This is a genomic window from Streptomyces sp. ID05-39B (assembly GCF_033794725.1).
Lineage (GTDB): Bacteria > Actinomycetota > Actinomycetes > Streptomycetales > Streptomycetaceae > Streptomyces > Streptomyces bobili.
This window is the reverse complement of record NZ_JARGEF010000112.1, coordinates 1-24,900: the sequence shown is the minus strand read 5'-3', so window position 1 is coordinate 24,900 and position 24,900 is coordinate 1. Positions and strand designations below refer to the sequence as shown.

At 70.9% G+C, this 24,900-nt stretch carries 18 protein-coding genes and 4 pseudogenes; 10 read left to right on the top strand and 12 right to left on the bottom strand.

Features of this window, described 5'->3' with window-relative positions; translation table 11 throughout:
* The 5 genes and pseudogenes from P1P75_RS23200 to tkt all read right to left on the bottom strand — a co-directional run.
* Positions 1-405, bottom strand: a pseudogene (locus P1P75_RS23200) (glucose-6-phosphate isomerase); the annotation flags it as partial.
* Entirely contained in the window at positions 398-1,333 is a 936-nt protein-coding gene (opcA, locus tag P1P75_RS23195; protein WP_319258395.1) for a glucose-6-phosphate dehydrogenase assembly protein OpcA, read from the bottom strand. The gene opcA and the pseudogene P1P75_RS23200, both read right to left, overlap by 8 nt.
* The gene (zwf, locus tag P1P75_RS23190; protein ID WP_319258393.1) at positions 1,330-2,874 is read right to left on the bottom strand and encodes a glucose-6-phosphate dehydrogenase; all 1,545 of its coding nucleotides are present in this window, start codon (positions 2,872-2,874) and stop codon (positions 1,330-1,332) included. The genes opcA and zwf overlap by 4 nt, the downstream gene beginning before the upstream one ends.
* Positions 2,871-4,130: a transaldolase gene (gene tal / locus P1P75_RS23185; RefSeq protein ID WP_319258391.1), complete on the bottom strand. Its 1,260-nt coding sequence runs from the start codon at positions 4,128-4,130 to the stop codon at positions 2,871-2,873. Before tal ends, zwf begins: the two co-directional genes overlap by 4 nt.
* A 19-nt stretch (positions 4,131-4,149) precedes the next feature.
* A complete protein-coding gene (gene tkt / locus P1P75_RS23180) occupies positions 4,150-6,243 on the bottom strand; it encodes a transketolase (protein WP_319258389.1) in 2,094 nt (697 codons plus the stop codon).
* A 155-nt stretch (positions 6,244-6,398) separates the two neighbouring features.
* Between tkt and P1P75_RS23175 the strand changes: the two genes are divergently transcribed.
* Positions 6,399-7,292 carry an AraC family transcriptional regulator gene (locus tag P1P75_RS23175; RefSeq protein WP_319258386.1) on the top strand — a complete coding sequence of 298 codons (894 nt, stop codon included), beginning with the start codon at positions 6,399-6,401 and terminating at the stop codon, positions 7,290-7,292.
* A 28-nt stretch (positions 7,293-7,320) separates the two neighbouring features.
* Here the strand turns inward: P1P75_RS23175 and P1P75_RS23170 are convergent, their stop codons facing one another.
* Complete coding sequence (locus P1P75_RS23170; RefSeq protein ID WP_319258384.1) at positions 7,321-8,730, bottom strand: glycoside hydrolase family 16 protein; 1,410 nt, start codon at positions 8,728-8,730, stop codon at positions 7,321-7,323.
* A 282-nt stretch (positions 8,731-9,012) separates the two neighbouring features.
* Between P1P75_RS23170 and P1P75_RS23165 the strand changes: the two genes are divergently transcribed.
* Positions 9,013-9,291, top strand: coding sequence for a metal-sensitive transcriptional regulator (locus tag P1P75_RS23165; protein WP_319258382.1), 279 nt, complete (start codon positions 9,013-9,015; stop codon positions 9,289-9,291).
* A gap of 396 nt (positions 9,292-9,687) precedes the next feature.
* Here P1P75_RS23165 and P1P75_RS23160 read toward each other — a convergent pair whose 3' ends face one another.
* The 3 genes from P1P75_RS23160 to P1P75_RS23150 form a co-directional block, all read right to left on the bottom strand.
* Positions 9,688-10,434, bottom strand: a complete 747-nt coding sequence (locus P1P75_RS23160; protein ID WP_319258379.1) for an IclR family transcriptional regulator — start codon at positions 10,432-10,434, stop codon at positions 9,688-9,690.
* Between the two features lie 94 nt (positions 10,435-10,528).
* Positions 10,529-11,902 carry an MFS transporter gene (locus P1P75_RS23155; RefSeq protein ID WP_319258377.1) on the bottom strand — a complete coding sequence of 458 codons (1,374 nt, stop codon included), beginning with the start codon at positions 11,900-11,902 and terminating at the stop codon, positions 10,529-10,531.
* Between the two features lie 108 nt (positions 11,903-12,010).
* On the bottom strand, positions 12,011-12,472 hold the full coding sequence (locus P1P75_RS23150; RefSeq protein WP_319258398.1) for a MarR family transcriptional regulator: 462 nt from the start codon (positions 12,470-12,472) through the stop codon (positions 12,011-12,013).
* Between the two features lie 224 nt (positions 12,473-12,696).
* Here P1P75_RS23150 and P1P75_RS23145 point away from each other — a divergent pair, with 224 nt between their 5' ends.
* From P1P75_RS23145 to P1P75_RS23130, 4 genes are all read left to right on the top strand, one after another.
* Entirely contained in the window at positions 12,697-13,614 is a 918-nt protein-coding gene (locus P1P75_RS23145) for an SDR family oxidoreductase (RefSeq protein ID WP_319258374.1), read from the top strand.
* 11 nt (positions 13,615-13,625) lie between these two features.
* Entirely contained in the window at positions 13,626-14,501 is an 876-nt protein-coding gene (locus tag P1P75_RS23140; protein ID WP_319258372.1) for an amidohydrolase family protein, read from the top strand.
* 12 nt (positions 14,502-14,513) lie between these two features.
* On the top strand, positions 14,514-16,271 hold the full coding sequence (locus P1P75_RS23135) for a long-chain fatty acid--CoA ligase (RefSeq protein WP_319258370.1): 1,758 nt from the start codon (positions 14,514-14,516) through the stop codon (positions 16,269-16,271).
* Between the two features lie 107 nt (positions 16,272-16,378).
* Complete coding sequence (locus P1P75_RS23130) at positions 16,379-16,834, top strand: MaoC family dehydratase (RefSeq protein WP_319258367.1); 456 nt, start codon at positions 16,379-16,381, stop codon at positions 16,832-16,834.
* Between the two features lie 80 nt (positions 16,835-16,914).
* Here the strand turns inward: P1P75_RS23130 and P1P75_RS23125 are convergent, their stop codons facing one another.
* The 3 genes and pseudogenes from P1P75_RS23125 to P1P75_RS23115 all read right to left on the bottom strand — a co-directional run.
* Positions 16,915-17,745 (bottom strand): PaaX family transcriptional regulator C-terminal domain-containing protein, encoded by an 831-nt coding sequence (locus tag P1P75_RS23125; RefSeq protein ID WP_319258365.1) that lies wholly within the window; start codon positions 17,743-17,745, stop codon positions 16,915-16,917.
* A gap of 227 nt (positions 17,746-17,972) precedes the next feature.
* Positions 17,973-18,432, bottom strand: a pseudogene (locus P1P75_RS23120) (histidinol-phosphatase); the annotation flags it as partial.
* Positions 18,433-18,850 (bottom strand): annotated as a pseudogene (locus P1P75_RS23115) (carbohydrate kinase family protein); the annotation flags it as partial.
* Between the two features lie 244 nt (positions 18,851-19,094).
* Between P1P75_RS23115 and P1P75_RS23110 the strand changes: the two are divergent.
* From P1P75_RS23110 to P1P75_RS23095, 4 genes and pseudogenes are all read left to right on the top strand, one after another.
* Complete coding sequence (locus P1P75_RS23110; RefSeq protein WP_319258363.1) at positions 19,095-19,859, top strand: DeoR/GlpR family DNA-binding transcription regulator; 765 nt, start codon at positions 19,095-19,097, stop codon at positions 19,857-19,859.
* A complete protein-coding gene (locus P1P75_RS23105) occupies positions 19,856-21,193 on the top strand; it encodes a 6-phospho-beta-glucosidase (protein WP_319258361.1) in 1,338 nt (445 codons plus the stop codon). Before P1P75_RS23110 ends, P1P75_RS23105 begins: the two co-directional genes overlap by 4 nt.
* A gap of 159 nt (positions 21,194-21,352) precedes the next feature.
* On the top strand, positions 21,353-24,415 hold the full coding sequence (locus P1P75_RS23100) for a glycoside hydrolase family 38 C-terminal domain-containing protein (RefSeq protein WP_319258358.1): 3,063 nt from the start codon (positions 21,353-21,355) through the stop codon (positions 24,413-24,415).
* A 42-nt stretch (positions 24,416-24,457) separates the two neighbouring features.
* A pseudogene (locus tag P1P75_RS23095) lies at positions 24,458-24,736 on the top strand (alpha-L-fucosidase); the annotation flags it as partial.
* Positions 24,737-24,900 lie beyond the last annotated feature (164 nt).

Genomic DNA, 24,900 nt, shown 5'->3' with positions numbered 1-24,900 from the left:
CGAGCGGACCCGCCCGGCGAAGTCGGCCATCCGGTCCAGGACGGCGTGCACTGCGGGGACGACGTTCTCGCCATCGACCTCGATCACCGCCTCGCGCGGGGCACGCAGCGCGGTATGCAGGACGGCACGGTCCTCGGTGACGTTGATCTTCTCGCCGCGGAACATGGCGTCCCGGAGGCCGAAGACATCGGTGGCGGAGGCGAGTTCGCGCAGCAGCGCGAGGGTCTCGTCGGTGATCAGGTGCTTGGAGTAGTCGATGCGCAGGTCTCCGACGCGCACGACGTACCGTTCGGCGCGCCCGGGGTCCGCCGCGAACAGCTCGCGCAGATGCGCCTGCCACTGGGCGCGGTGGTCCTCCAGCGCGGCCCACTCGGGCCGCCGCGTGAGCAGGGGGGTGTCAGACATGGGAGGGGGTCTCCTTGGTGCCCTCGCCCCGCAGGGCGATGGCGTACATCTCGTCCGCGTCGAGGCGACGCAGCTCCTCGGCGATCAGTTCGGAGGTGGGGCGGACCTTCAGCGCGAGGGTGCGCGAGGGCTGGCCGGGCAGCGACAGCGTGGCCAGCGGGCCCTCGGGGCGGTCGATGACGACCTCGCCGTTGTCGGTGCCGAGCCGGACGGCCGTGACGACCGGGCCCGCGGTCTCCACCCGCGCCACCGACACGTTCAGCCTGGCCTCCAGCCAGCGCGCGAGCAGTTCCGCACTGGGGTTGTCGGCCTCGCTCTCCACGGCCGCCGACACGATCGGCGTCCGCGCCTGGTCCAGCGCCGCCGCGAGCATCGAGCGCCACGGCGTCAGCCGGGTCCACGCCAGATCGGTGTCGCCCGGCGCGTACGACTTCACGCGCGCCTCCAGGGCCTGCAGGGGCCGCTCGACGGCGTACATGTCGGTGATCCGGCGCTGGGCGAGCGCGCCCAGCGGGTCCTTGACCGGGTACTGCGGCGCGTCCACCGGCCACCACACGACGACGGGCGCGTCCGGCAGCAGCAGCGGCAGCACCACGGAGTCGGCGTGCTCGGACACCTCGCCGTACGTCCGCAGGATGACGGTCTCGCCGGTGCCGGCCTCGGAACCCACCCGGACCTCGGCGTCCAGGCGCGACTGCGTGCGCTCGCGGGGGGTGCGGGCGTGCCGCTTGATGACGACCAGGGTGCGCGAGGGGTGCTCGTGCGAGGCCTCCTCGGCCGCCTTGATCGAGTCGTAGGCGTTCTCCTCGTCCGTGACGATCACCATCGTCAGGACCATGCCCACGGCCGGTGTGCCGATGGCGCGGCGGCCCTGCACCAGCGCCTTGTTGATCTTGCTTGCCGTGGTGTCGGTCAGGTCGATCTTCATGGCCTGCGCCAGCTCCGTCCGTCTTGTGCGAGCATCTCGTCGGCTTCCTCGGGTCCCCAGCTGCCCGAGGCGTACTGCGCGGGCCTGCCGTGCCGTGCCCAGTACTCCTCGATCGGGTCGAGGATCCTCCAGGACTCTTCCACTTCCTGGTGGCGCGGGAACAGGTTGGCGTCGCCGAGCAGCACGTCCAGGATGAGGCGCTCGTACGCCTCGGGGCTGGACTCCGTGAAGGACTCGCCGTAGGCGAAGTCCATCGTCACGTCGCGGATCTCCATGGACGTGCCCGGCACCTTGGAGCCGAAGCGGACCGTGACGCCCTCGTCGGGCTGGACCCGGATGACGATGGCGTTGGCGCCGAGTTCCTCGGTGGCGGTGGAGTCGAAGGGGGAGTGCGGGGCGCGCTGGAAGACGACCGCGATCTCGGTGACCCGGCGGCCCAGCCGCTTGCCGGTGCGCAGATAGAACGGCACGCCCGCCCAGCGGCGGTTGTCGACGTTCAGCCGGACGGCCGCGTAGGTGTCGGTCGTGGAGGACGGGTCGATGCCGTCCTCCTCCAGGTAGCCGCGCACCTTCTCGCCGCCCTGCCAGGCGCCCGCGTACTGCGCCCGCACGGTGTGCCGGCCGAGGTCCCCCGGCAGCTTCACGGCCTTGAAGACCTTCAGCTTCTCGGCGAGCAGCGAGGCCGCGTCGAAGGAGGCGGGCTCCTCCATCGCGGTCAGCGCCATCAGCTGCAGGAGGTGGTTCTGGATGACGTCACGCGCCGAACCGATGCCGTCGTAGTACCCGGCCCGGCCGCCGATGCCGATGTCCTCGGCCATCGTGATCTGGACATGGTCCACGTACGACCGGTTCCAGATCGGCTCGAACATCTGGTTGGCGAAGCGCAGCGCCAGGATGTTCTGGACGGTCTCCTTGCCCAGGTAGTGGTCGATGCGGAACACCTGGTCCGGCTCGAACACGTCGTGCACGATCGCGTTGAGTTCCTGCGCGCTGAGCAGGTCGTGCCCGAACGGCTTCTCGATGACCCCCCGCCGCCACGACCCGTCGGGGGCGTTCGCCAGGCCGTGCTTCTTCAGCTGCTCGACGACCTTGGGGAAGAACTTCGGCGGTACGGAGAGGTAGAAGGCGAAGTTGCCGCCGGTGCCGCGGGACCGGTCCAGTTCGTCGACGGCGTCGCGCAGCTGCTTGAACGCCGTGTCGTCGTCGAAGTCGCCGGGGATGAACCGCATGCCCTCGGCGAGCTGCTGCCAGACCTCCTCGCGGAACGGCGTGCGCGCGTGTTCGCGCACCGCGTCGTGGACGACCTGCGCGAAGTCCTGGTCCTCCCAGTCGCGGCGGGCGAAACCGACGAGCGAGAAGCCCGGCGGGAGCAGGCCGCGGTTGGCGAGGTCGTAGACGGCGGGCATCAGCTTCTTGCGGGACAGGTCGCCGGTCACGCCGAAGATGACGAGCCCGGACGGGCCGGCGATACGGGGCAGGCGCCGGTCGCGGGCGTCCCGCAGCGGGTTGTCCCAGGCGGTGTCGGTGCCGGCAGTGCTCATTCCGCGTCAACTCCCTCGGTGTCGAGTCCTTCGGTGTCGAGTCCTTCGGTGCCGTGTTCCCCGGTGCCGGGTTCCCTGGTGTCGAGCGACTTCGTGACCGCGTCCAGCAGGTCCTGCCACGCCACCGCGAACTTGGCGACGCCCTCGTCCTCCAACCGGGTGACGACCTCCTCGTAGGAGATGCCGAGCGCCTCCACGGCGGCCAGGTCCGCGCGGGCCTGCGCGTAGCCGCCGGTGACCGTGTCGCCGGTGATGGCGCCGTGGTCCGCGGTGGCGTTCAGCGTGGCCTCCGGCATGGTGTTGACGGTGCCGGGCGCCACGAGTTCGTCGACGTACAGCGTGTCCTTGTATGCAGGATCCTTCACACCGGTGGATGCCCACAGTGGACGCTGTTTGTTGGCCTTCGCTCCGGTGAGGGCGGTCCAGCGGTCACTGCCGGGCGCCGAACCGCCGACGGAGCCGAACGTCTCCTCATAGGCCTGGTAGGCCAGGCGTGCGTTGGCGAGCGCGGCCCGGCCCTTGAGCGCGAGGGCCTCTCCCCCAGTGCCGAAAGCCTGGGAGGTGCCCCCAGTGCCGAGGACGGTGAGGCGCTTGTCGATCTCGGCGTCGACGCGGGAGACGAAGAAGGAGGCGACGGAGTGGATCGTCGACAGGTCGATGCCCCTCGCGGCGGCCTTCTCCAAGCCGGCCAGGTAGGCGTCCATGACCTCGCGGTAGCGCTCCAGCGAGAAGATCAGCGTGACGTTGACGCTGATGCCGAGGCCGATGACCTCGGTGATCGCGGGGAGACCGGCCTTCGTCGCCGGGATCTTGATCATGACGTTGGGGCGGTCGACGAGCCAGGCGAGCTGCTTGGCCTCGGCGATCGTGGCCGCGCTCTCGTGGGCCAGACGGGGGTCCACCTCGATGGAGACGCGGCCGTCACGGCCACCCGTGGATGTGTATACAGGATTCAGGATATCGGCGGCTGCACGCACGTCGGCGGTCGTCATCATCCGTACGGCCTCGTCGACCGTGACGCCCCGTACGGCGAGCTCGGCCAGCTGGTCCTGGTAGCCCTCGCCGGAGCCGATGGCGGCCTGGAAGATCGACGGGTTGGTGGTGACGCCGACCACGTGCCGCGTGGCGACGAGTTCGGCGAGGTTGCCGGACGTGATCCGCTTGCGGGACAGGTCGTCCAGCCAGATCGAGACGCCTTCGTCGGAGAGGCGCCGCAGGGCTCCCGCGTCGGCGGGTGCTTCGGTCACTGTGATCATCTTCTTTCTGGCGATCGGATCAGCCGCGCGCGTGGGGCGCGCTCGTGAGGGAATCGAGCACGGCCCGGGCGGTGGCGGCGACGTTCTCAGGGGTGAAGCCGAACTCGGCGAACAACGTCCCGGCGTCGGCGGAGGCGCCGAAGTGCTCCAGGGAGACGATCCGCCCCGCGTCGCCCACGAAGCGGTGCCAGGTGAGGCCGATGCCCGCCTCGACGGCGACCCGGGCCTTCACCGACGGCGGCAGGACGCGTTCGCGGTACTCGCGCGGCTGCTCCTCGAACCACTCCACCGACGGCATCGACACCACCCGGGTGCCGATCCCCTCCGCCTCCAGCGTCTCTCGCGCGGCGACCGCGAGGTGCACCTCGGAGCCGGTGGCGATCAGGACGACGTCCAAGGTGTCCTTCGAGGACTCCCTCAGGACGTAACCGCCCTTCGCCGCCTCCGTGTTGGGCGCGTAGGTGGGCACGCCCTGACGGGTGAGGGCCAGGCCGTGCGGGGCCGGCCGGGTGCCGTGCCGGCGGAGGATCTCGGCCCAGGCGATCGCCGTCTCGTTGGCGTCGGCGGGGCGGACGACGTTCAGGCCGGGGATGGCGCGCAATGAGGCGAGGTGCTCGACCGGCTGATGGGTGGGGCCGTCCTCGCCCAGCCCGACGGAGTCGTGCGTCCAGACGTACGTCACCGGCAGCTGCATCAGCGCCGACATGCGCACGGCGTTGCGCATGTAGTCGGAGAAGACGAGGAACGTGCCGCCGTAGATGCGGGTGTTGCCGTGCAGGGCGATGCCGTTCATCTCGGCGGCCATCGAGAACTCGCGGATGCCGAAGTGGACCGTGCGGCCGTACGGGTCGGCCTCGGGCAGCGGGTTGCCCCGCGGCAGGAAGGACGAGGTCTTGTCGATGGTGGTGTTGTTGGAGCCGGCCAGGTCGGCCGAGCCGCCCCACAGCTCCGGGACGACGGCGCCGAGCGACTGGAGCACCTTGCCGGAGGCCGCGCGGGTGGCGACCGCGTGGCCCTCCTCGAAGACCGGGAGGTGGTCCTCCCAGCCGTCGGGGAGCTGACCGGCGAGGACCCGGTCGAACAGCTTCGCCCGCTCCGGCTGGGTGCCGCGCCACGCGTCGAGCTGCTTGTCCCAGGCGGCGTGCGCCTCGGCGCCCCGGTCGAGGGCGGTGCGGGTGTGCGCGAGGACGTCGTCGGCGACCTCGAAGGACCGCTCCGGGTCGAAGCCGAGGAGGCGCTTGGTGGCGGCCACCTCGTCGTCGCCGAGCGCCGAGCCGTGGGATGCCTCGGTGTCGCGCGCGTTCGGGGCGGGCCAGGCGATGATCGTGCGCATCGCGATGATCGAGGGGCGCGCCGTCTCGGCCCGCGCCGCGGTCAGGGCGGCGTACAGGGTGTGCACGTCGACGTCGCCGTTGCCCTGCGGTTCGATGCGCTGCACGTGCCAGCCGTAGGCCTCGTACCGCTTCAGGACGTCCTCGGAGAAGGCGGTCGCGGTGTCGCCCTCGATGGAGATGTGGTTGTCGTCGTAGAGGAAGACCAGGTTGCCGAGCTTCTGGTGGCCGGCGAGCGAGGAGGCCTCCGCGGAGACACCCTCCTGGAGGTCGCCGTCGGAGACGATCGCCCAGACGGTGTGGTCGAACGGTGAGGCGCCCTCGACGGCCTCGGGGTCGAACAGGCCGCGCTCGTAGCGGGCGGCCATCGCCATGCCGACGGCGTTGGCGGCGCCCTGGCCGAGCGGCCCGGTGGTGGTCTCCACGCCGGCGGTGTGCCCGTACTCGGGGTGGCCCGGCGTCTTCGAGCCGTGGGTGCGGAACGCCTTGAGGTCGTCCAGCTCCAGCTCGTAGCCGGCCAGGAACAGCTGCGTGTACAGGGTCAGCGAGGTGTGGCCGGGGGAGAGGACGAAGCGGTCACGACCGGTCCACTCGGGGTCCGCCGGGTCGTGTCGCATCACCTTCTGAAAGATCGTGTACGCGGCGGGCGCGAGGCTCATCGCGGTGCCGGGGTGGCCGTTGCCCACCCTCTGCACGGCATCCGCCGCCAACAGGCGTGCGGTGTCGACGGCACGCCGGTCGAGTTCGGTCCATTCGAAGCTGTCCGGTGTCTGCGTGCTCATCTTCAAGAAGTCCTCGGTGTGAGCGAAGTGGCTGATCCGCCGTGTTCAAAAGTAAAAGTCAGACTTATTCGGGGGAAGGTCCGGGTGTGTCAGGCTGTGGTGAAAGTGGGACACCCCGGCGGTGCCGGGCGCGAACGAGGCGGCACAGACGCGACATGGCGGACACAACCGTCGAAGACGGCGACGGGATCAGAACGTTCCCCTTCCCGGTCGGCCTCAGCGTCGGCGGCGTCGGCATGCAGGTCGGCCCCCTGGGCACCGGCCGCACCTGGCACGCCGACGCGCCACTGGAGCGGGTGCACCGGATCGACTTCCACATCGTCCTGCTCTTCACCGGCGGTCCCGTCCGCCACATGGTCGACTTCGCCGAGTACGAGGCGAGCGCCGGTGACGTCCTGTGGATCCGACCGGGGCAGGTCCACCGCTTCTCGAAGACGAGCGAGTACCGCGGAACCGTCCTGGCCATGCAGCCCGGCTTCCTGCCCCGCGCCACCGTCGAGGCCACCGGCCTGTACCGCTACGACCTGCCGCCGCTGCTGCACCCGGACGAGGCCCAGTCGGCCGGCCTGCGCGCGGCCCTGGCCCATCTGCAGCACGAGTACGACGACCTCGCCACCGAGACCCTGCCGCTGAGCCTGCACACCTCGGTGCTGCGGCACTCCCTGACGGTGTTTCTGCTGCGCCTCGCGCATCTCGCGGCCAGCTCGGCGGAGGCGGCCCGCCGCCAGGCCGACACCACCTTCACGCTCTTCCGGGAGGCCGTGGAACGGGACTTCGCCACCAACCACAGCGTCAGCGCGTACGCCGACGCGCTCGGCTACTCGCGCCGCACCCTGGTGCGCGCGGTACGTGCCGCGACCGGCGAGACCCCCAAGGGGTTCATCGACAAGCGGGTCGTCCTGGAGGCCAAGCGGCTCCTGGCCCACACCGAGCTGCCGATCGGCCGGGTCGGCGCGGCGGTGGGCTTCCCCGACCCGGCGAACTTCTCCAAGTTCTTCCACCAGCACACGGACATGACGCCGGCGGCGTTTCGCGCGGAACTGCGCTGAAACGCCGCCGGGTTGCTGTGTGTACTGATCAGCGGCCGAAGGTGAACCAGTTGACGTTCACGAAGTCGGCCGCCTGGCCGCTGGTGAAGGTCAGATAGACGTCGTGGGTTCCGGTCACCGGGCTGATGTTCGTGGAGACCGTCCGCCAGGACTGCCAGCCGCCCGTGTTGCCCAGCGCGAAGGTCCCGACCGGTGCGGCGCTGCGGCTGTCCAGGCGCACCTCGACGAGTCCGTTGGCCCCGCCGGCCACACCGCTCGCCACCCGGGCGCTGAACTGCCTGGCCGCCGTGGAGCCGAAGTCGACGCCCTGGTACAGCGCCCAGTCGCCGTTGGCGAGGAACCCGATGTTCTGGCCGCCGTCGGTGTCGGTGCTGGTCTCGGTGACCGCACCGGACTGGCCGTCGTGGGACTCGGCCTGGACGGCGGCGTAGGCGTCGCGGTTGCCGGTCGGCGGAGGTGTGGTGCCGCCCCCGCCGCCGCCGGCCGCCTGGAGGACCTGCACGTAGTCCACGACCATGGGCACGCCCGAGCGGGTGTCACCGTCGAGGCCGCCGCCGAACGCGTCCGTGAAGGCGCCGCCCATCGCCACGTTGAGGATGATGAAGAAGCCGTGGTTCGTCGCGTTGTTCCAGGTCGTGGCGTCGACCTGGGCGGCCGTCACGGTGTGGTAGTTGACGCCGTCGACGAAGAAGCGGAGCGCCTCGGGGCTCGCCGAACGGTCCCACTCCATGGCGTAGGTGTGGAAGCCGGACTGACATGTGGTGGCGGGGCAGGCGGTCGAGTTGCCGATGCCGGTGGTCTCGTTGCACGGGCCGCCGGGGTTGGTGCCGCAGTGCATCGTCGACCAGACCTTGTTCAGCCCCTGGACGTTCTCCATGATGTCCAGCTCGCCGACCGAGGGCCAGTTGTGGTAGTTGCCCCGGTAGGGCGCGCCCAGCATCCAGAACGCGGGCCAGTAGCCCTCGGCGGCCGCGCCGGTCACATTGGGCATCTGCAGCCGGGCCTCGACCCGCAACTTGCCGCCGGACGGGGGCTGGAAGTCGGTGCGGTTGGTCTCGATACGGCCCGAGGTCCAGCGGCCCGCGGAGTCCCGCAGCGGGGTGATGCGCAGGTTGCCGTTCCCGTCGAGCGAGACGTTGCTCGTGCTGTTCGTCATCGTCTCGACCTCGCCGGTGCCCCAGTTCGCGGGGCCACCCGGATACGAAGTACCGGTGGCGTACTGCCAGTTGGAGGTGTTGACGCCGGTGCCGGCGGCGCCGGTGAAGTCGTCCAGGAACACCTGTGACCAGCCCGCGGGGGGAGGGGGCGCGGAGGCGTTCGCGGACGGGGAGGTGAGGGTGGCGGCGGCCGCCGCGAGGCCGAGGGTGCCGACGACGGCGACGAGCGCCCGCCGCAGGGAGCGCCGTCTGCGCGGTGGTGTGCCGGAGGTTTCGCTCATGGTGGGGGAGTGCCTCTCGGGTACGGAGTGGTCGTGCGCGGGTGCCTTCGACAGCGCCACGTGTGGTGAGAGCGCTCTCAAAGTGCCGCCAATGTGCTCCTCGGTACCGGCGCCGTCAAGAGTTGGGGCAGGGAAAGTCCTTGTCGTGCAGGCGAGTTCACTCTGTGAACGGTGTGGCGTGGGTGGTGTGGCGTGGGGAGACCGGTCGGCCGGCTGGTGAGGCCGTGAAGCCCGTTCCGGCCCCGGGTGCAATACCCACTGGGGTATATACGAGGAGGAAGCGTGCAACTGGACATGTCGGCCGAAGAGCTGAAGTCGGCGCTCAACCGCCTGCGGCGGGCGCAGGGCCAGCTCGCGGGAGTGATCCGGATGATCGAGGAGGGCCGGGACTGCGAGGACGTGGTCACCCAGCTCGCGGCGGTCTCCCGGGCCCTGGACCGGGCCGGCTTCTCGATCATCGCGACCGGGCTGGAACAGTGCATGACCAGCGAGGACCCCGAGGTGCGCAACTCCGCGCAGATGAGGTCCCGGCTGGAGAAGCTCTTCCTGTCGCTGGCCTGACCAGGGGCCGGGGCTGGGCGTTCCGTGGCCGGGCCGGAGTACCGCGGACGGGCCGGGCCGACCGCCGCGGCAGGTTTGGAGTGCCGCCGCCCGGTACGGCACGGCCGGAGTGCCGCAGGCCGTACCGGGCCACAGGACGGCGGCGCCGGGGAACGGTGCCAGGACAGTGCGGTCCGGCGGGGCCGCCGTAGCGGCTCGCGTGGTGAAGGCCACCGCCGTGTCGGCGGCGACGGCCGGCGGACTCGCGCCCGCCGCCGAGCTCAGGGGCGAGGCGGGCGCGCCCACCGGCCGTCGCCGGTACTGCGAGGAACGCGTCGCCCACCCCGAGGAACCCGGTGACCGCCCCCGGCCCCCGCCGCGTGCGGCCATGTCCAGGCGGGCTCCGGGGCGCGGGGGTCAGCCCGGCTGCCACCCAAGGGCCCGTGAGATGCCCCGGGCCGCGAGCCGGACCGCCGGCACCAGGACCGGGACCCGGGCGTCGGCGTAGGGCACGACGACCGACACGGCCGCGACCACCGCGCCGGCCGCCCCGTACACCGCGGCGGCCACCGACAGGGCATCGTCGGTGACCTGACGGCTGCTCACCGCCACGCCTGTGCGCCGCACTTCGGCCAGCACCCGGCGCAACCGCACCGGATCGGTGAGGGTGTGGTCGGTGCAGGCCACCAACGGGGCCTCGCAGTAAGCCTCTTGCACCTCGGGCGGGCTGTGCGCCAGCAGGGCGAGACCGACCCCGGTGACGTGCAGCGGCCAGCGGGCGCCCACCCGGATGCGGACACCGACCGCGGAATGCCCCGACAGCCACTCCGTGTAGACGACCTCGGAGCCGTCCCGGACCGCCAGCTGCACGTTCTCATGGGTGGCTTCGTAGAGATCCTCCAGATGCGGCAGCGCGGCCTGGCGCAGAGCCAGGCCGCGCGGGGCCAGCGCCGCGACCTCCCACAGCCGCAGCCCGACGTGGTACGTCCCCGACGCGTCCCGCTCCAGCGCGCCCCACTCGGTCAGGGCGGTCACCAGCCGATGCGCCGTGGTGAGGGTCAGCCCGGCCCGCCGGCTGATGTCGGTCAGGGTGAGCGCGGGATGCGCGTGGTCGAACGCGGCGAGCACGGACAGCAGCCGGTCGGGTGCGGAGCGGGCGGTCATGACACGGGGTTCCTCGGCTTCACGGGCGTGGCGACGTCGTCGTCTCGACAACTTCACGGGCGGGGTGGCCGCGGGGTTCACCGCGGCCGTGCCCTCACTGCGGTGTTCCTTCCCTGGCCGGGGCGGCGGAGGGAGCGGGCGCGGGGTCGAGCGCGGGGTCGAGCGCGTCCTCGTGCGTCTCGCGCAGCCGCCACACGGTGAGCGCGGTGATCGCGGCACCGCCGCACAGCAACAGCGAGATGGGGGTGCTTCCGCCGCCGTTCGAGGCGAGCAGGCTGCTCGCGATCAGCGGCGAGAAGCCGGCGCCGATCAGTGTCGCCGCCTGGTAGCCGAGCGAGGCGCCCGTGTAGCGGACCCGGGTGCCGAACATCTCGGTGAGCAGCGCGCCGAGCGGCCCGTACATCGTGGACTGGGCGATGCCGTGGCCGAGGACGAGGGCGAGGATCAGCAGGCCAGGGGAGCCGGAGTCGACCAGCGCGAGCACCGGGAAGGCCAGCGCCGCCGAGGCGACCGCACCCGCGAGCACCACGGGCCGGCGGCCGATCCGGTCGGACAGCACGGAGGCGGCGGGCAGCACCAGCAGGGCCACGCAGGAGGCGATGGTGACGGCGGCGAGCACCTGCGGTCGACTGTATGCACCGTGTTCACGGCCGACCGCATACGAAATCATGAATCCCGTCAGCAGTGACTGCGCGGTGAACGCCCCGATGCCGACGCAGGCCGCGAGCAGCACCGGCTTCGGACGGCGCAGCACCTCCAGGACCGGCGGCCGGTCGAGCGGCTCGGCCTTGCGGAAGAGCGGGCTTTCGGCGACCCGCAGCCGGACGAACATGCCGACGGCCAACAGCACGACGCTCAGCAGGAACGGCACCCGCCAGCCCCACTCGCGGAACTGGTCGTCCGGCAGCGTGGAGACGAGCGTGACCACACCGGCCGACAGCACGGAACCGAGCGGGGCACCGAGCTGGGAGAAGCTGGACCACAGGCCGCGCCGGGCGTTTCCCGACCCCTCGGCGTGTTCCGCGTGCTCGACGATCATCAGGGTGGCGCCGCCCCACTCACCGCCGATCGCGAGGCCCTGCACGACCCGCAGGGTGACCAGCAGGACCGGCGCCCACACGCCGATCGCGTCGTAGGTCGGCAGCAGGCCGATGAGGAAGCTGCCGGAGCCCATCAGCGTCATGGTCAGCAGCATCATCGACTTGCGGCCGATCCGGTCGCCGAAGTGGCCGAAGAGGAGGCCGCCGAGAGGGCGTGCCACGTAACCGGCGGCGAAGGTGCCGAAGGCCGCGATGGTCCCCACGGCGGGGTCGGCCCCGGGGAAGAACAGATCGCCGAAGACCAGCGCGGCGACGGTGCCGTAGACGAGGAAGTCGTAGAACTCGACGGTGGTGCCGAGCAGCCCGGACAGGGCGACGCGGCGCAGTTGCGGGGACGGCGGGCGGGCGGACGTACGGGATGGCTGCACGGGGGAGCTCCCTGGGGAGAGGGCGGAGGTGGTGCAGGTGCCGGTGGAGAGTCCGGCGTCCCGTGAAGTTAGGCAGCAGCTCGGCAGTCGTCAATCATTTGCACAACATCAGTTGAGCCCGTCCTCCGCGATGCGCAGCAGCAGGGCGTGCAGCGTGGCGCGTTCGCGCTGGTCGAGCGGGGCGAGGAGTTCGTTGGTCACCCGCAGGCCGGCCGCGTCGGTGCCGCGCAGGAAGGCGCGGCCGTCCCCGGTGAGGACGACGATCCGGCTGCGGCGGTCGTCCGGGGCCGGGCGGCGTTCGGCGAAGCCCAGCTTCTCCAGGTCGTCGACCAGGCCGACGATCGCGCTCGGGTCGTAGCCGAGGCGGGTGCTCAGCTCGCGCTGGAGCGCGCCCTCGCCCGTGGCGAGGAAGCGCAGCACCGCGTAATGGCGCAGGCGCAGACCCGACTCCTGGAGGGATGTGTTGAACAGCTGTCCCGAGCGCAGCCCCAGCCGGTACAGCAGGTAACCGGTGTCCGCGTGCAGTCCGCGCATCCACGGCTCGTCCGCATCGATCGGGGTGGCGTTCACGGTGTCGTCCTGGCGGGCGATGGCGGGCTCCCTGGTGTCGGCCCCGGAGGGCGGTCTCGGCACGGCGATTCCAGCATGGCGACCCCAGCATGGCGCACCCGTAGGTCGACAACAACTATTGACGTCAACAATTATTGCTCTTAGCTTCGATCTCGAAGCCGCAACCCCGACTGCGGCCGCACCCCGTGTCGAGGTGCGGCCGACCCATGTGAAGGGACACCGTCGTGCCCAGCATCGATCTCACCGGCAAGGTCGCCGTCGTCACCGGCAGCGGCCGGGGCCTCGGCCTCGCCTACGCCCACGCCCTCGCCGCCCACGGCGCCCGCGTGGTCGTCAACGACATCGACGAGACGGTCGCCGAGCAGGCCGTGAAGTCCATCGCCGAGGCGGGCGGCACCGCCGTGGCCGAGGTGGTCGCCGTCGGCACCGCCGAGGCCGCCGACCGGCTGGTGAACCGTGCCGTAGAGGAGTTCGGGCGGCTCGACATCCTCGTCACCAACGCCGGGATCCTGCGCGACAGGGTGCTGTGGAAGATGACCGACGACGACTTCGACGCGGTCGTCACCACCCACCTCAAGGGCACCTTCACCTGCGCCCGCGCCGCCGCCGTGCGGATGCGCGAGCAGGGTGAGGGCGGCACGCTCGTCCTGGTCGGTTCCCCGGCTGGCCAGCGCGGCAACTTCGGACAGACCAACTACGCCGCCGCCAAGGCCGGCATCGCCGCCATGGCCCGCACCTGGTCCATGGAACTCGGCCGAGCGAACATCACCGTCAACGCGATCGTCCCGGTCGCCGCCACCGCCATGACCGAGACCATCCCCGCCTTCGCCCCCTACGTCGAGGCCATGAAGGACGGCGAGCCGCTGCCCGCCTTCCTGCGCAAGGGCGAGGGCTTCGGCACCCCCGAGGACTGCGCCGCCCTCGTCCCCTTCCTCGCCTCCGACGCCGCCCGCTCGATCACCGGACAGGCCATCGGCATCGGCGGCGACAAGGTGGCACTCTGGTCGCATCCGCAGGAGATCCGCACGGCCTACGCCGACGGCGGCTGGACCCCGGACGCACTGGCCGACGCCTTCCCCACCTCGGTCGGCGCGGAACTCCAGACCGTCGGCATCCCGGCACCCCAGTTCCCGGAGGCGTGATGGCCCCGTCCATGAACGTCGATGACCTCGTCGCGATCGACGTCCACACCCACGCGGAGGTGTCCTCCCAGGGCTACTCCTCCCTCGACGACGACCTGCACGACGCCTCCTCCGCCTACTTCAAGGTCGAGGGCAAGCGCAAGCCGACCCTCGAGGAGACGGCCCGCTACTACCGCGAACGCAGGATGGCCGCCGTGATCTTCACGGTGGACGCCGAGTCCGCCACCGGCACCGCCCCCGTCCCCAACGAGGAGGTCGCCGAGGCGGCCGCCGCCAACGCCGACGTCCTCATCCCCTTCGCCTCCATCGACCCCTTCCGCGGCAAGGCCGGCGTACGGCAGGCCCGCCGCCTGGTCGAGGAGTACGGGGTGAAGGGCTTCAAGTTCCACCCCAGCATCCAGGGATTCTTCCCCAACGACCGGGCCGTGGCCTACGCGCTGTACGAGGTGATCGAGGAGACCGGCGCCATCGCCCTGTTCCACACCGGCCAGACCGGCATCGGCGCCGGCGTACCCGGCGGGGGAGGCATCCGGCTCAAGTACTCCAACCCGCTGCACGTCGACGACGTCGCCGCCGACTTCCCGCACCTCAAGATCATCCTGGCGCATCCGTCGTTCCCCTGGCAGGACGAGGCACTCGCCGTCGCCACGCACAAGCCGGGCGTTCACATCGACCTGTCCGGCTGGTCGCCGAAGTACTTTCCGCCGCAGCTGGTGCAGTACGCCAACACACTGCTGAAGGACAAGGTCCTCTTCGGCTCCGACTTCCCCGTCCTGACCCCCGACCGCTGGCTCGCCGACTTCGACAAGCTGACGATCAAGGACGAGGTGAAGCCGAAGATCCTCAAGGAGAACGCCGCCCGTCTGCTCGGGCTGACCACACCGTGAAGGGGCGTGGAGATGCGCAACGAGGGACTGGGATCCTGGCCCGCACGCCGGGCCCGTAAGACTCCGCACCGCACGGCCCTGATCCACGGTGCCCCGCCGGTGGTCCGCGATGGGCTGTCGACGGTCCGCGGAGATTGGCCGACGGTTCGCAGTGATCCGTCGGCCGCCGACGGTGACCAGCCGACGATCGCCGGTGAGCGGTCCACGGTTCGCGGTGATCTGCCGACGATCGGCGGTGATCTGTCGACCGTGCGCGGTGAGCGGTCGATGGTGCATGGTGATCTGTCGACGGTGCACGGTGAGGGGTCTACGGTCCGCGATGAGCCGTCGACACTCCACGGCGAGCGGTCGACCGATTACCGCACATTGCATACACGCACCACGCGCCTGGCCCACGCTCTGCGCGCCCGAGGCGTCCGGCGCGGCGACCGGGTCGCCTACCTCGGCCCGAACCACCCCTCCTATCTGGAGACCCTGTTCGCGGCCGGCGTCCTCGGCGCGGTCTTCGTGCCGCTCAACATCCGCCTGGCCGGGCCCGAGATCGCCTACCAGCTCGCCGACTCCGGCGCGAAGGCCCTGGTCTACGGTCCGGCCCACGCGGGCCTGGTGGCAGGACTGCCCGGCAGCACCGACGTCCGGACCTACCTCGAGGCCGGTGCCGAGTACGAGGAGGCGCTGGCGTCGGCCGCACAGGACCCGATCGACGAGCCGGTCGGCGCCGACGACACCTGCATCATCATGTACACCTCGGGCACCACCGGCCGCCCCAAGGGCGCGATGCTCACCCACGGCAACCTGACCTGGAACGCCCTGAACGTCCTCGTCGACACCGACCTCATCGCCGACGAACGTGCCCTGGTCTCCGCCCCGTTGTTCCACACGGCCGGGCTGAACATGCTCACCCTCCCGGTCCTGCTCAAGGGCGGCACCTGCGTCCTGGTCGAGTCCTTCGACCCGGACACCACCTTCGACCTGATCGAACGGCACCGCATCACCTTCATGTTCGGGGTGCCCACGATGTTCGACCAGATCGCCCGGCACCCGCGATGGCCGGCCGCCGACCTCTCCTCCCTGCGCCTCCTGACCTGCGGCGGCTCCCCGGTCCCGACCCCCCTGATCGACGCCTACCAGGAGCGCGGCCTGACCTTCCTCCAGGGCTACGGCATGACCGAGGCCGCCCCCGGCACCCTCTTCCTCGACGCCGAACACGCGGTCACCAAGGCCGGTTCGGCCGGTGTCCCGCACTTCTTCAGCGACGTACGGGTGGTCCGCCCCGACCTGGTACCCGTTCAGACCGGCGAGACCGGGGAGGTGATGGTGCGCGGCCCGCACGTCATGCCCGGCTACTGGGGACTGCCCGAGGAGACGGCCGCCTCCTTCGCCGACGGCTGGTTCCGCAGCGGGGACGCGGCGCGCGTCGACGAAGACGGTTACGTGTACATCGTCGACCGGATGAAAGACATGATCATCTCCGGTGGTGAGAACGTCTACCCCGCCGAGATCGAGGACCTGCTCCTCACCCACCCCGACATCGTCGAGTGTGCGGTCATCGGCGTGCCCGACGACAAGTGGGGCGAGGTGCCGCGGGCGGTGGTCGTACCGCGCGAAGGGGCCTCGCCTGACCCGGACGGAATCCTGGCCTCACTCGCCGGCCGGCTCGCCAAGTACAAGATCCCGAAGTCGGTCGTCATCGCGGACGAACTCCCCCGCACCGCCTCGGGGAAGCTCCTGAAGTCCCGGGTGCGCAAACGCTTCGGCAACAACTCCTAGCGACTCGACCATGGGGGCGGCGACACCTCGGCCACCCCGGATCCCCCAGAGCCACATCAGCCACACCCGGTCCTCCCGGACCGCCAACCATTCTTAGGGACAGCCACATGAGCCTCACCGTCAACGGCCTCGACGAGCTGAAGAAGCTGGCCGGCAGCGACCTGGGCACCAGCGAGTGGATCGAGGTCACCCAGGAGCGCATCGACACCTTCGCCGACGCCACCGGCGACCACCAGTGGATCCACGTGGACCCGGAGCGCGCCAAGGACGGCCCCTTCGGCGCCCCCATCGCCCACGGCTACCTCACCCTGTCCCTCTTCATCCCCCTGTTCACCGAGCTGCTGGACGTCCAGGGCGTCACCACGAAGGTCAACTACGGCCTGAACAAGGTCCGTTTCCCCTCGCCGGTGAAGGTCGGCTCCCGCATTCGCCTCACCGCCCGGCTCGCCGAGGTCGAGGAGGTGCCGGGCGGCGTGCAGATCGCCGTCGACGGCGCCATCGAGATCGAGGGCGGCGCGAAGCCGGCCGCGGTGCTGCAGAGCCTGTCGCGGTTCTACGCCTGACCGCCCGGCGCCGCGCCCCGTCGCGGCGGGTGGCTGACGGCGTCGCACCACCCGACCGCTCGGTTGCGGGCGCGACCGTTCTACGCCGGATCGGGGCGCACCGCCACCAGGTCGAGCAGGCGCCGCGCCGAGGCGTCCGCGAGCGGGGTCAGCCGCTCGTGGACGCCTCGGAACGTCTTCTCCGCCTGCTCGGCCGGCCAGTCGTCCGGCAGATGCCTGACGGGCAGACGCGGATCGCTGCGGATGATCCGCAGCCACTCGGTCTGCAGCAGCAGCCGCCGGGCCAGGGCGTCGTCAGGGTCCGGCGCCGCCGTATCCCAGGGCTCCCATCGCCGTAGGAACGCCGTGTAGCGGTCGGCGAGTTCGGGGAGTTCCCAGGTCTCCTCGATCATCGCGCCGATGTCCGTGCCGGCGTCGGCGTTCGCACGGAACACCTTCACATGGGAGGCGAGCCCCAGTTCGGCGACCAGAGCGGACACGTCGACCTCGCCGGGGGCGATCCACAGCCCGCCGAACAACGGGCCGAAACCGCTCCAGGCGAGTTTCGCGCGCAGGTCGTGACGCTGGCGCTGCCAGGACTCCGGCAGCGAGAAACCGAGCAGGGTCCAGGTGCCGTCCCAGTGCCGGTTCACGGCACCGGTCTGCCACATCCGCCGCTCACCGTCGAGGAGCACCTCCGCGGAGTGCTGGGTGAGGCCGAAATACATACGGCGGCCCTCGCGCTGGCGGCGGAGCAGGCCCCGGTGGACCATGCGGGTCAATGTCGAGCGGGTCGCCTGCTCGCCCACTCCGGCGCGGGCGAAGACGTCGATGACGCTGCCCGAGTACACGCACACGTCGCGTCCGAGCACCTGCTCGCCCAGGAAGGTGAGCATCAGGGACTGCGGCCGCAGCGACTCTTCGGTGGTCACGCGGCCACGGTACCTCCGGTCGGGTTTCGGCCGGACACCCACCGCCCCGGCCGAAACCGGCTCAGCCACCCCCAGCACGGCCGCGGGCACCAACCAAGCCACCCCGGACGCCCGCAGGCCGAGGCTCAGCCACCCCGGGCGCCCGCAGGCAGGGGCTCAGCCACCTCGGACGTCCACCGGCAGGGGCTCAGCGGCCCACGGTCCCTCCCCTTGGCACCCGCTCGGCGGCCCACCACGTCGACGAAGACCGGGTTGGAGTCAAACCAGGTGTCGGCCCACGGGTCGCCGTCGCCCGGCGTGTTGGGATCGGTTCGTGCGGGTCGACGGCGGGACCGAGGTAACCGGTTCCGTGCCGTTTCCGTCGCTGCCCCGCAGCCGCACGTAGAAGGACTCCTCGCCCGCGGTCAGCGGGACCCGCAGTGCGTACGTCCCCTTGCGGCGCGAGACGTCCTTCGACCAGGCGACCTTGGTGTCCGGTGCCCGCCGGCCGTCCCGGTCGGCGGCCGGGCCGCGCACCGCGCCCCGGACGAGGTCCACGTGCGCCAACTCGGGCAGGATCCCCTGGGGATGGGGGCGGCAGGCGCTGGTGACGGTGATGTCCAGGGTGGGTTTCTCGCCCTTGCGGACCCGCAGCCGGCCGCCGAGCGTCACGCCCCGCCCGTGGTCGTGCTCGCGCTTGAGCCGCACCAGGTGCACGAGGGCCGTACGCGCCTCGGGGTGGATCGCCCATCAGCACGTCCTGCGAGTACGGCGGCTCCTGGCCGTGGGTGGCCAGCGCCCGGTCCTGCCCGTGGACGAGGGCGACGGTGACCGGGGTGTGCCGGCCGTAGGCGACGCGAGTGAGCGAGAGCTCGACGCCCTCCTGGCCGGCGACGACCTCCTGGCAGTACGCGCCGTAGAAAGTCGTCGCCGAAGACCGTGGCCAGGCAGGTGCGCAGGCCGAACCGGGACGCGGCCACCGCGAGGTGCGTGATGCCGCCGGGCCGCAGCCCATCCCGGCCGTCCAGGTCTCCTCGCCGGGGGCGGGCGGACTGCCCAGTCCGGGGAGGAGGAGGTCGGAGAACAGCAGGCCCGTCAGCAGCACGTCGGGCCGGTCGTCGTCCACGGGAGCGTCCTCTCGCTCGGCGGGGGCGTCGCATCGACGGGTGGCTCACCACGCGGACCGGTGGCTTCGGCACACGGATCGGGCGGGTTCGTCGGGTCGAGCGGGGGTTCATGACGCGGATCGGGTGGTTCGTCAGAACTCTTCACTTCGGTGACCGAAATCGGGCACCCCTCGGCGAGATTGGTCCATACCTGAGCAGAACTGAGCATAGATTTGATCGAAGATGATGAGTAGCGTTCACGTCGTGCTGGCAGAACGACGACATCAACTCATCCTGCGGGCCCTTCGCTCCGGCGGTCCCGCAGCCGTGACCGATCTCTCCGAGCACCTGGGCGTGAGCCCCGCCACGGTCCGGCGCGACCTGCTCAGACTAGAGGAGGAGGGCCTGCTCACGCGTGTCCACGGCGGCGCCGTCGTGGACGAGGGCGACCAGCCCTTCGCCGAGGTCGCCGAGGTCCGGGTGGCGGAGAAGGACGCGATAGCGCAGCGCGCCGCGGCCATGATCGAGGAGGGTCAGTCCGTCCTGTTGGACATCGGCACCACCGCCTACCGCCTCGCCCGTCAGCTGCACGGCCGTCGGCTCACCGTGATCACCAGCAACCTGGTGGTCTACGAGGAACTCGCCGACGACGAGGGCATCGACCTGGTGCTGCTCGGCGGCATGGTGCGGCGCGAGTGCCGCTCCCTGGTCGGCTTCCTCACCGAGGACAATCTTCGCCAGCTGCACGCAGACTGGCTCTTCCTCGGCACCAGCGGGGTGCGGCCGGGCGGCGAGGTGATGGACACGACGGTCGTCGAGGTGCCGGTCAAGCGCGCCATGATCAAGGCGGGCGGAAAGGTCGTCCTGCTGGCGGACACGGCGAAGTTCCCGGGTACGGGCATGGCGAAGGTCTGTGGTCCTGAGGACCTGGACGTGGTGGTGACCAACGCTCCGATGGACCCGGCGACCCGGTCCTCCCTGGAGGAGGCGGGCGTCGAGGTGGTCCTGGCAGGAAAGGCGCAAACATGAAACTGACGATTCTGGGCGGCGGTGGATTCCGGGTCCCGCTCGTGTACGGGGCGCTGCTGACGGACCACGCCGAGGGGCGGGTCACCGAGGTCGTCCTGCACGATCTGGACGACCGTCGACTGTATGCGGTAGCCCGTGTACTGGCTGAACAGGCGTCGACAGTGGCCGACGCCCCCACCGTGACCGCCACCACCGATCCCGACGAGGCACTGCGCGGCGCCGACTTCGTCTTCTCCGCGATCCGCGTCGGCGGCCTGGAGGGCCGGGCGAACGACGAGCGGGTTGCCCTGGCGGAGGGCGTCCTCGGCCAGGAGACGGTCGGCGCGGGCGGCATCGCCTACGGTCTGCGCACGGTGCCCGTCGCCGTCGACATCGCCCGCCGGGTGGCCAGGCTCGCTCCCGACGCCTGGGTCATCAACTTCACCAACCCGGCCGGCCTGGTCACCGAGGCCATGTCCCGACACCTCGGCGACCGTGTCATCGGCATCTGTGACTCGCCGGTCGGGCTCGGCCGCCGTATCGCGCGCGTCCTGGGCGCGAACCCGCGCGAGGCGTTCGTCGACTACGTCGGCCTCAACCACCTCGGCTGGGTACGCGGACTGCGGGTCGCCGGCCGCGACGAACTCCCGCGGCTGCTGGCCGACTCCGACCTGCTCGGTTCCTTCGAGGAGGGCAAGCTGTTCGGCGTCGACTGGCTGCGGTCGCTCGGCGCGATTCCGAACGAATACCTGCACTACTACTACTTCAACCGCGAGACCGTGCGCGCCTACCAGCAGGCCGAGAAGACCCGCGGCGCCTTCCTGCGCGACCAGCAGGCACAGTTCTACGAGGAGATGCGCCGGCCCGACGCGGCGGCGCTGACCGCCTGGGACCGCACCCGCGCCGAGCGTGAGGCGACCTACATGACCGAGAACCGCGAGACGGCCGGCGCCGGTGGGCGCGACGCCGAGGATCTCTCCGGCGGCTACGAGAAGGTGGCCCTCGCCCTGATGCGGGCCATCGCCCGCGACGAACGCACCACCCTGATCCTCAACGTCCGCAACCAGGGCGCACTCTCGGTGCTCGACACGGACGCGGTCATCGAGGTGCCCTGCCTCGTCGACGCCAACGGAGCCCATCCGGTGGCCGTGGCCCCGCTGCCCGGACACGCGACGGGCCTGGTCTGCGCGGTGAAGGGGGTCGAGCGGGAGGTGCTCGCCGCCGCCGAGTCCGGCTCCCGGGCGAGCGCGGTGAAGGCCTTCGCCCTGCACCCGCTCGTCGACTCGGTGAACGTGGCCCGTCGCCTGGTCGAGGGCTACACGGCAGTCCATCCGGGCCTGGCCTACCTGGGATGAGCATTTCGGGAAAGCCGTTCCGCAACCGCCTCCGCCTCGGAAAGCCGTTCCGCAACCGCTTCCGCAACCACTTCGGCAAGGGCGAGTAAGCGCTTTCCCTCCTTTTCCCGTACGTTCCGTTCCAGCAGTCCGCCCTTCCCGGTTCCCTGGAGACTTTCCATGCACGACGAACGCCGCCGGATCGAGGAGCGCGTCGAGCGCGTCCACACCCAGCGCATCAAGCCCGCCGTCTACGCGGCCACCGTGCCCTTCGAGGTGGAGGCCTGGCAGGCGCCGGGCGAACCCGTCCCGTTCGCGGAGGCCGCGGCCGCCCCGTACGACCCCTTCGTGATGGGCACGCCCTGGGGGCCGCCCTGGGGGACCACCTGGTTCCGGATGCGCGGCCGGGTGCCCGCCGAGTGGGCCGGCAGGCGGGTCGAGGCGGTCATCGACCTCGGCTTCGTCGGCGGCTGGCCCGGCAACCAGGCCGAGGCCCTGGTCCACCTGAGCGACGGCACCCCGCTGAAGGCGGTCAACCCGCTCAATCAGTACGTGCCGATCGGCAACCCGGCAACCGGCGGCGAGGTGATCGACTACCTGGTCGAGGCGGCCTCCAACCCCGACATCCTGGCGAACGGCTTCGCGGCCCCGACGCCGCTCGGCGATGTACTGACGGCAGGCGACCGTCCACTGTATACATTCCGCAGTGCCGACCTCGCCGTCCTCGACGAGCAGGTCTTCCACCTCGATCTCGACCTCCAGGTCCTGCGCGAACTCATGGTCCACCTCGGCGAGCACGAGCCGCGCCGCCACGAGATCATGCACACCCTGGACCGCGCCATGGACGTCCTGGACCTGGACGACGTCTCCGGCAGCGCCGCCGCCGTCCGCGAGGTCCTCGCGCCCGTCCTGGCCCGCCCCGCCCACGCCAGCGCCCACACCCTCTCCGGCGTCGGCCACGCGCACATCGACTCCGCCTGGCTGTGGCCGATCCGCGAGACCAAGCGCAAGACGTCGCGCACCTTCTCCAACGTCACCGCGCTCGCCGACGAGTACGACGACTTCATCTTCGCCTGCTCACAGGCCCAGCAGTACGAGTGGGTGCGCGACAACTACCCCCAGGTGTGGGCACGCATCCAGGAGTCGGTGAACAAGGGCCAGTGGGCGCCGGTCGGCGGCATGTGGGTGGAGTCCGACGGCAATCTGCCCGGCGGTGAGGCCATCGCCCGCCAACTGGTCCACGGCAAGCGGTTCTTCATGGAGCACTTCGGCATCGAGACCAAGGGCGTCTGGCTGCCGGACTCCTTCGGCTACAACGCCGCCTATCCGCAACTCGCCAAGCTCGCCGGCAACGACTGGTTCCTCACCCAGAAGATCTCCTGGAACCAGACGAACAAGTTCCCCCACCACACCTTCTGGTGGGAGGGCATCGACGGCACCCGCATCTTCACCCACTTCCCGCCGGTGGACACCTACAACGCCCGTTTCAGCGGTGAGGAGATGGACCGCGCCGTCCGCAACTACTCCGAGAAGGGCGCCGGTACCCGCTCCCTGGCCCCCTTCGGCTGGGGCGATGGCGGCGGGGGTCCCACCCGCGAGATCATGGAACGGGCCCGCCGGCTCGCCGACCTGGAAGGCTCACCGAAGGTCGTCATCGAACACCCCGACGACTTCTTCGCCAAGGCCCGCGAGGAGTACGAGGACGCCCCGGTCTGGAACGGCGAGCTGTACCTGGAGCTCCACCGCGCCACGTACACCTCCCAGGCCCGCACCAAGCAGGGCAACCGGCGCAGCGAACACAAGCTGCGCGAGGCCGAGTTGTGGGCCACGACGGCGGCGCTGCACGCCCCGGGCTACGCGTATCCGTACGAGAAACTCGACCGGCTGTGGAAGACGGTGCTGCTGCACCAGTTCCACGACATCCTGCCGGGTTCCTCGATCGCCTGGGTGCACCGTGAGGCGGAGGCCGAATACGCCCGTGTCGCCGAGGAGCTGGAGGCGCTGACGGCGGAGGCGGTCGCGGTGCTGGGCGGCGGTTCCGGGGAGACGCGGTACTTCAACACCAGCCCGTTCGAACGGCGTGAGGTGGTGCGGGACCGTGAGGGCAAAACCGGTTTCGTGAAGGTTCCGGCGAACGGAAGCGCCCCCCTCTCCCACGACCGGCCGGACGGTGTCGTGACCGTGCAGGACCGCGTCCTGGACAACGGTCTGGTCCGGGTGGAGCTGGCCGAGGACGGCACCCTGGCCTCGGTCTTCGACCGGCGATTCCAGCGCGAGGTCCTCGCCGGCCGGGGCAACCTGCTCCGCCTCCACACCGACCTGCCCAACTACTGGGACGCCTGGGACATCGACAAGCATTACAGGAACCGTTACACGGAACTCCTGGGCGTCGAGTCCATGACGGTCGTCGAGCGGGACGTTCTGGTCGGCTCGATCCGTGTCACGCGCTCCTTCGGTAAGGGCTCGACCATCACCCAGACCGTCACGCTGCGCGCCGACAGTGCCCGCGTCGACTTCGAGACCGAGATCGACTGGCGCGAGGCCGAGAAGATCCTCAAGGCGGGCTTCCCGGTGGACGTCCGTGCGGCGCACTCCTCCGCGGAGATCCAGTTCGGCCACGTCCAGCGGCCCACCCACACCAACACCAGCTGGGAGGCGGCCCGATTCGAGGTCTGCGGCCACCGCTGGGTGCACATCGGGGAACCCGGCTACGGCGTCGCGGTCCTCAACGACTCGACGTACGGCCACGATGTCTCCCGCACGGTCCGCGAGGACGGCGGTACGACGACCACGGTCGCCCTCAGCCTGGTGCGCGCCCCGCGGATCCCGGACCCCGAGGCCGACCAGGGCAGGCACACGTTCACCTACTCCCTGCTCCCTGGCGCCACGATCGGTGACGCGGTCGCCGAGGGCTACGCCCTCAACCTGCCGCTGCGCAGGGCCGACGCCGCGGGCGCGCCCGCCCCGGTCGTCTCCGTCGACGGCGAGGGCGTCACCGTCGAAGCGGTCAAGCTCGCCGACGACGGGTCCGGCGATGTCGTGGTCCGCCTCTACGAGTCGCGCGGCGGCCGAGCCAGCGGCACCCTGCGCACCGGCTTCCCGCTCGCGGACGCCCAGGTCACGGACCTCCTGGAACGACCGCTGGAACCGGCCGTCACCGACGGTGAGGGCGGCGTCCCCGTCCAGCTGAGGCCCTTCCAGATCCTGACACTCCGACTGAGTCGTACCGCCGCCGGACGTTGACCCGGTCCACCCCGTGGGCGCGGGCCCGTGCCGCGCCCGTCCAGCACCCTCTCGTCCGACGGCCGCACCCTATACCTCATGCTGTTCGACGTCCCGCGTGCCGAGATCGGCGTCCGCGGGCTGGTCACGCCGGTCCGCAGGGTCACGGTGCTCGGCACGGGCACGGAGCTGGGCCACCGCGTCGTCGGCGGACTGCACGAGGTCGTCGGAGTGCTGTGGATGGAACCGCCCGCCGGTTCCGACCTCGACCCGCACGCGACGGTGCCCGCCGTGGAACGCGACGGCGAGCTGGAGCGGTACCGGGGTTCGGGGCGCTTATGACGTGCTCGGGCCGGCCGGTCGCTCCCCGTGACAGCGGCCGGCCGGCCCGATCCCCCGTTCCCCCGGGGCTGTCTCTTTTACACATATCCGCACCCACGACACAGGCAGAAATATCGTATGACGCCTTCTGCTTGTACAAAACAACGAGCCTACACAACCGACTC

What these genes read in the sequence shown, in the direction of transcription:
- P1P75_RS23140 (WP_319258372.1), top strand. Translation starts at nt 13,626, where the DNA reads ATGAACGTCGATGACCTCGTCGCGATCGACGTCCACACCCACGCGGAG.
- P1P75_RS23135 (WP_319258370.1), top strand. Translation starts at nt 14,514, where the DNA reads ATGCGCAACGAGGGACTGGGATCCTGGCCCGCACGCCGGGCCCGTAAG.
- tkt (WP_319258389.1), bottom strand. Translation starts at nt 6,243, where the DNA reads ATGAGCACGCAGACACCGGACAGCTTCGAATGGACCGAACTCGACCGG.
- P1P75_RS23160 (WP_319258379.1), bottom strand. Translation starts at nt 10,434, where the DNA reads ATGACCGCCCGCTCCGCACCCGACCGGCTGCTGTCCGTGCTCGCCGCG.
- P1P75_RS23170 (WP_319258384.1), bottom strand. Translation starts at nt 8,730, where the DNA reads ATGAGCGAAACCTCCGGCACACCACCGCGCAGACGGCGCTCCCTGCGG.
- P1P75_RS23105 (WP_319258361.1), top strand. Translation starts at nt 19,856, where the DNA reads ATGAAACTGACGATTCTGGGCGGCGGTGGATTCCGGGTCCCGCTCGTG.
- opcA (WP_319258395.1), bottom strand. Translation starts at nt 1,333, where the DNA reads ATGAAGATCGACCTGACCGACACCACGGCAAGCAAGATCAACAAGGCG.
- zwf (WP_319258393.1), bottom strand. Translation starts at nt 2,874, where the DNA reads ATGAGCACTGCCGGCACCGACACCGCCTGGGACAACCCGCTGCGGGAC.
- P1P75_RS23175 (WP_319258386.1), top strand. Translation starts at nt 6,399, where the DNA reads ATGGCGGACACAACCGTCGAAGACGGCGACGGGATCAGAACGTTCCCC.
- P1P75_RS23100 (WP_319258358.1), top strand. Translation starts at nt 21,353, where the DNA reads ATGCACGACGAACGCCGCCGGATCGAGGAGCGCGTCGAGCGCGTCCAC.
- P1P75_RS23130 (WP_319258367.1), top strand. Translation starts at nt 16,379, where the DNA reads ATGAGCCTCACCGTCAACGGCCTCGACGAGCTGAAGAAGCTGGCCGGC.
- tal (WP_319258391.1), bottom strand. Translation starts at nt 4,130, where the DNA reads ATGATCACAGTGACCGAAGCACCCGCCGACGCGGGAGCCCTGCGGCGC.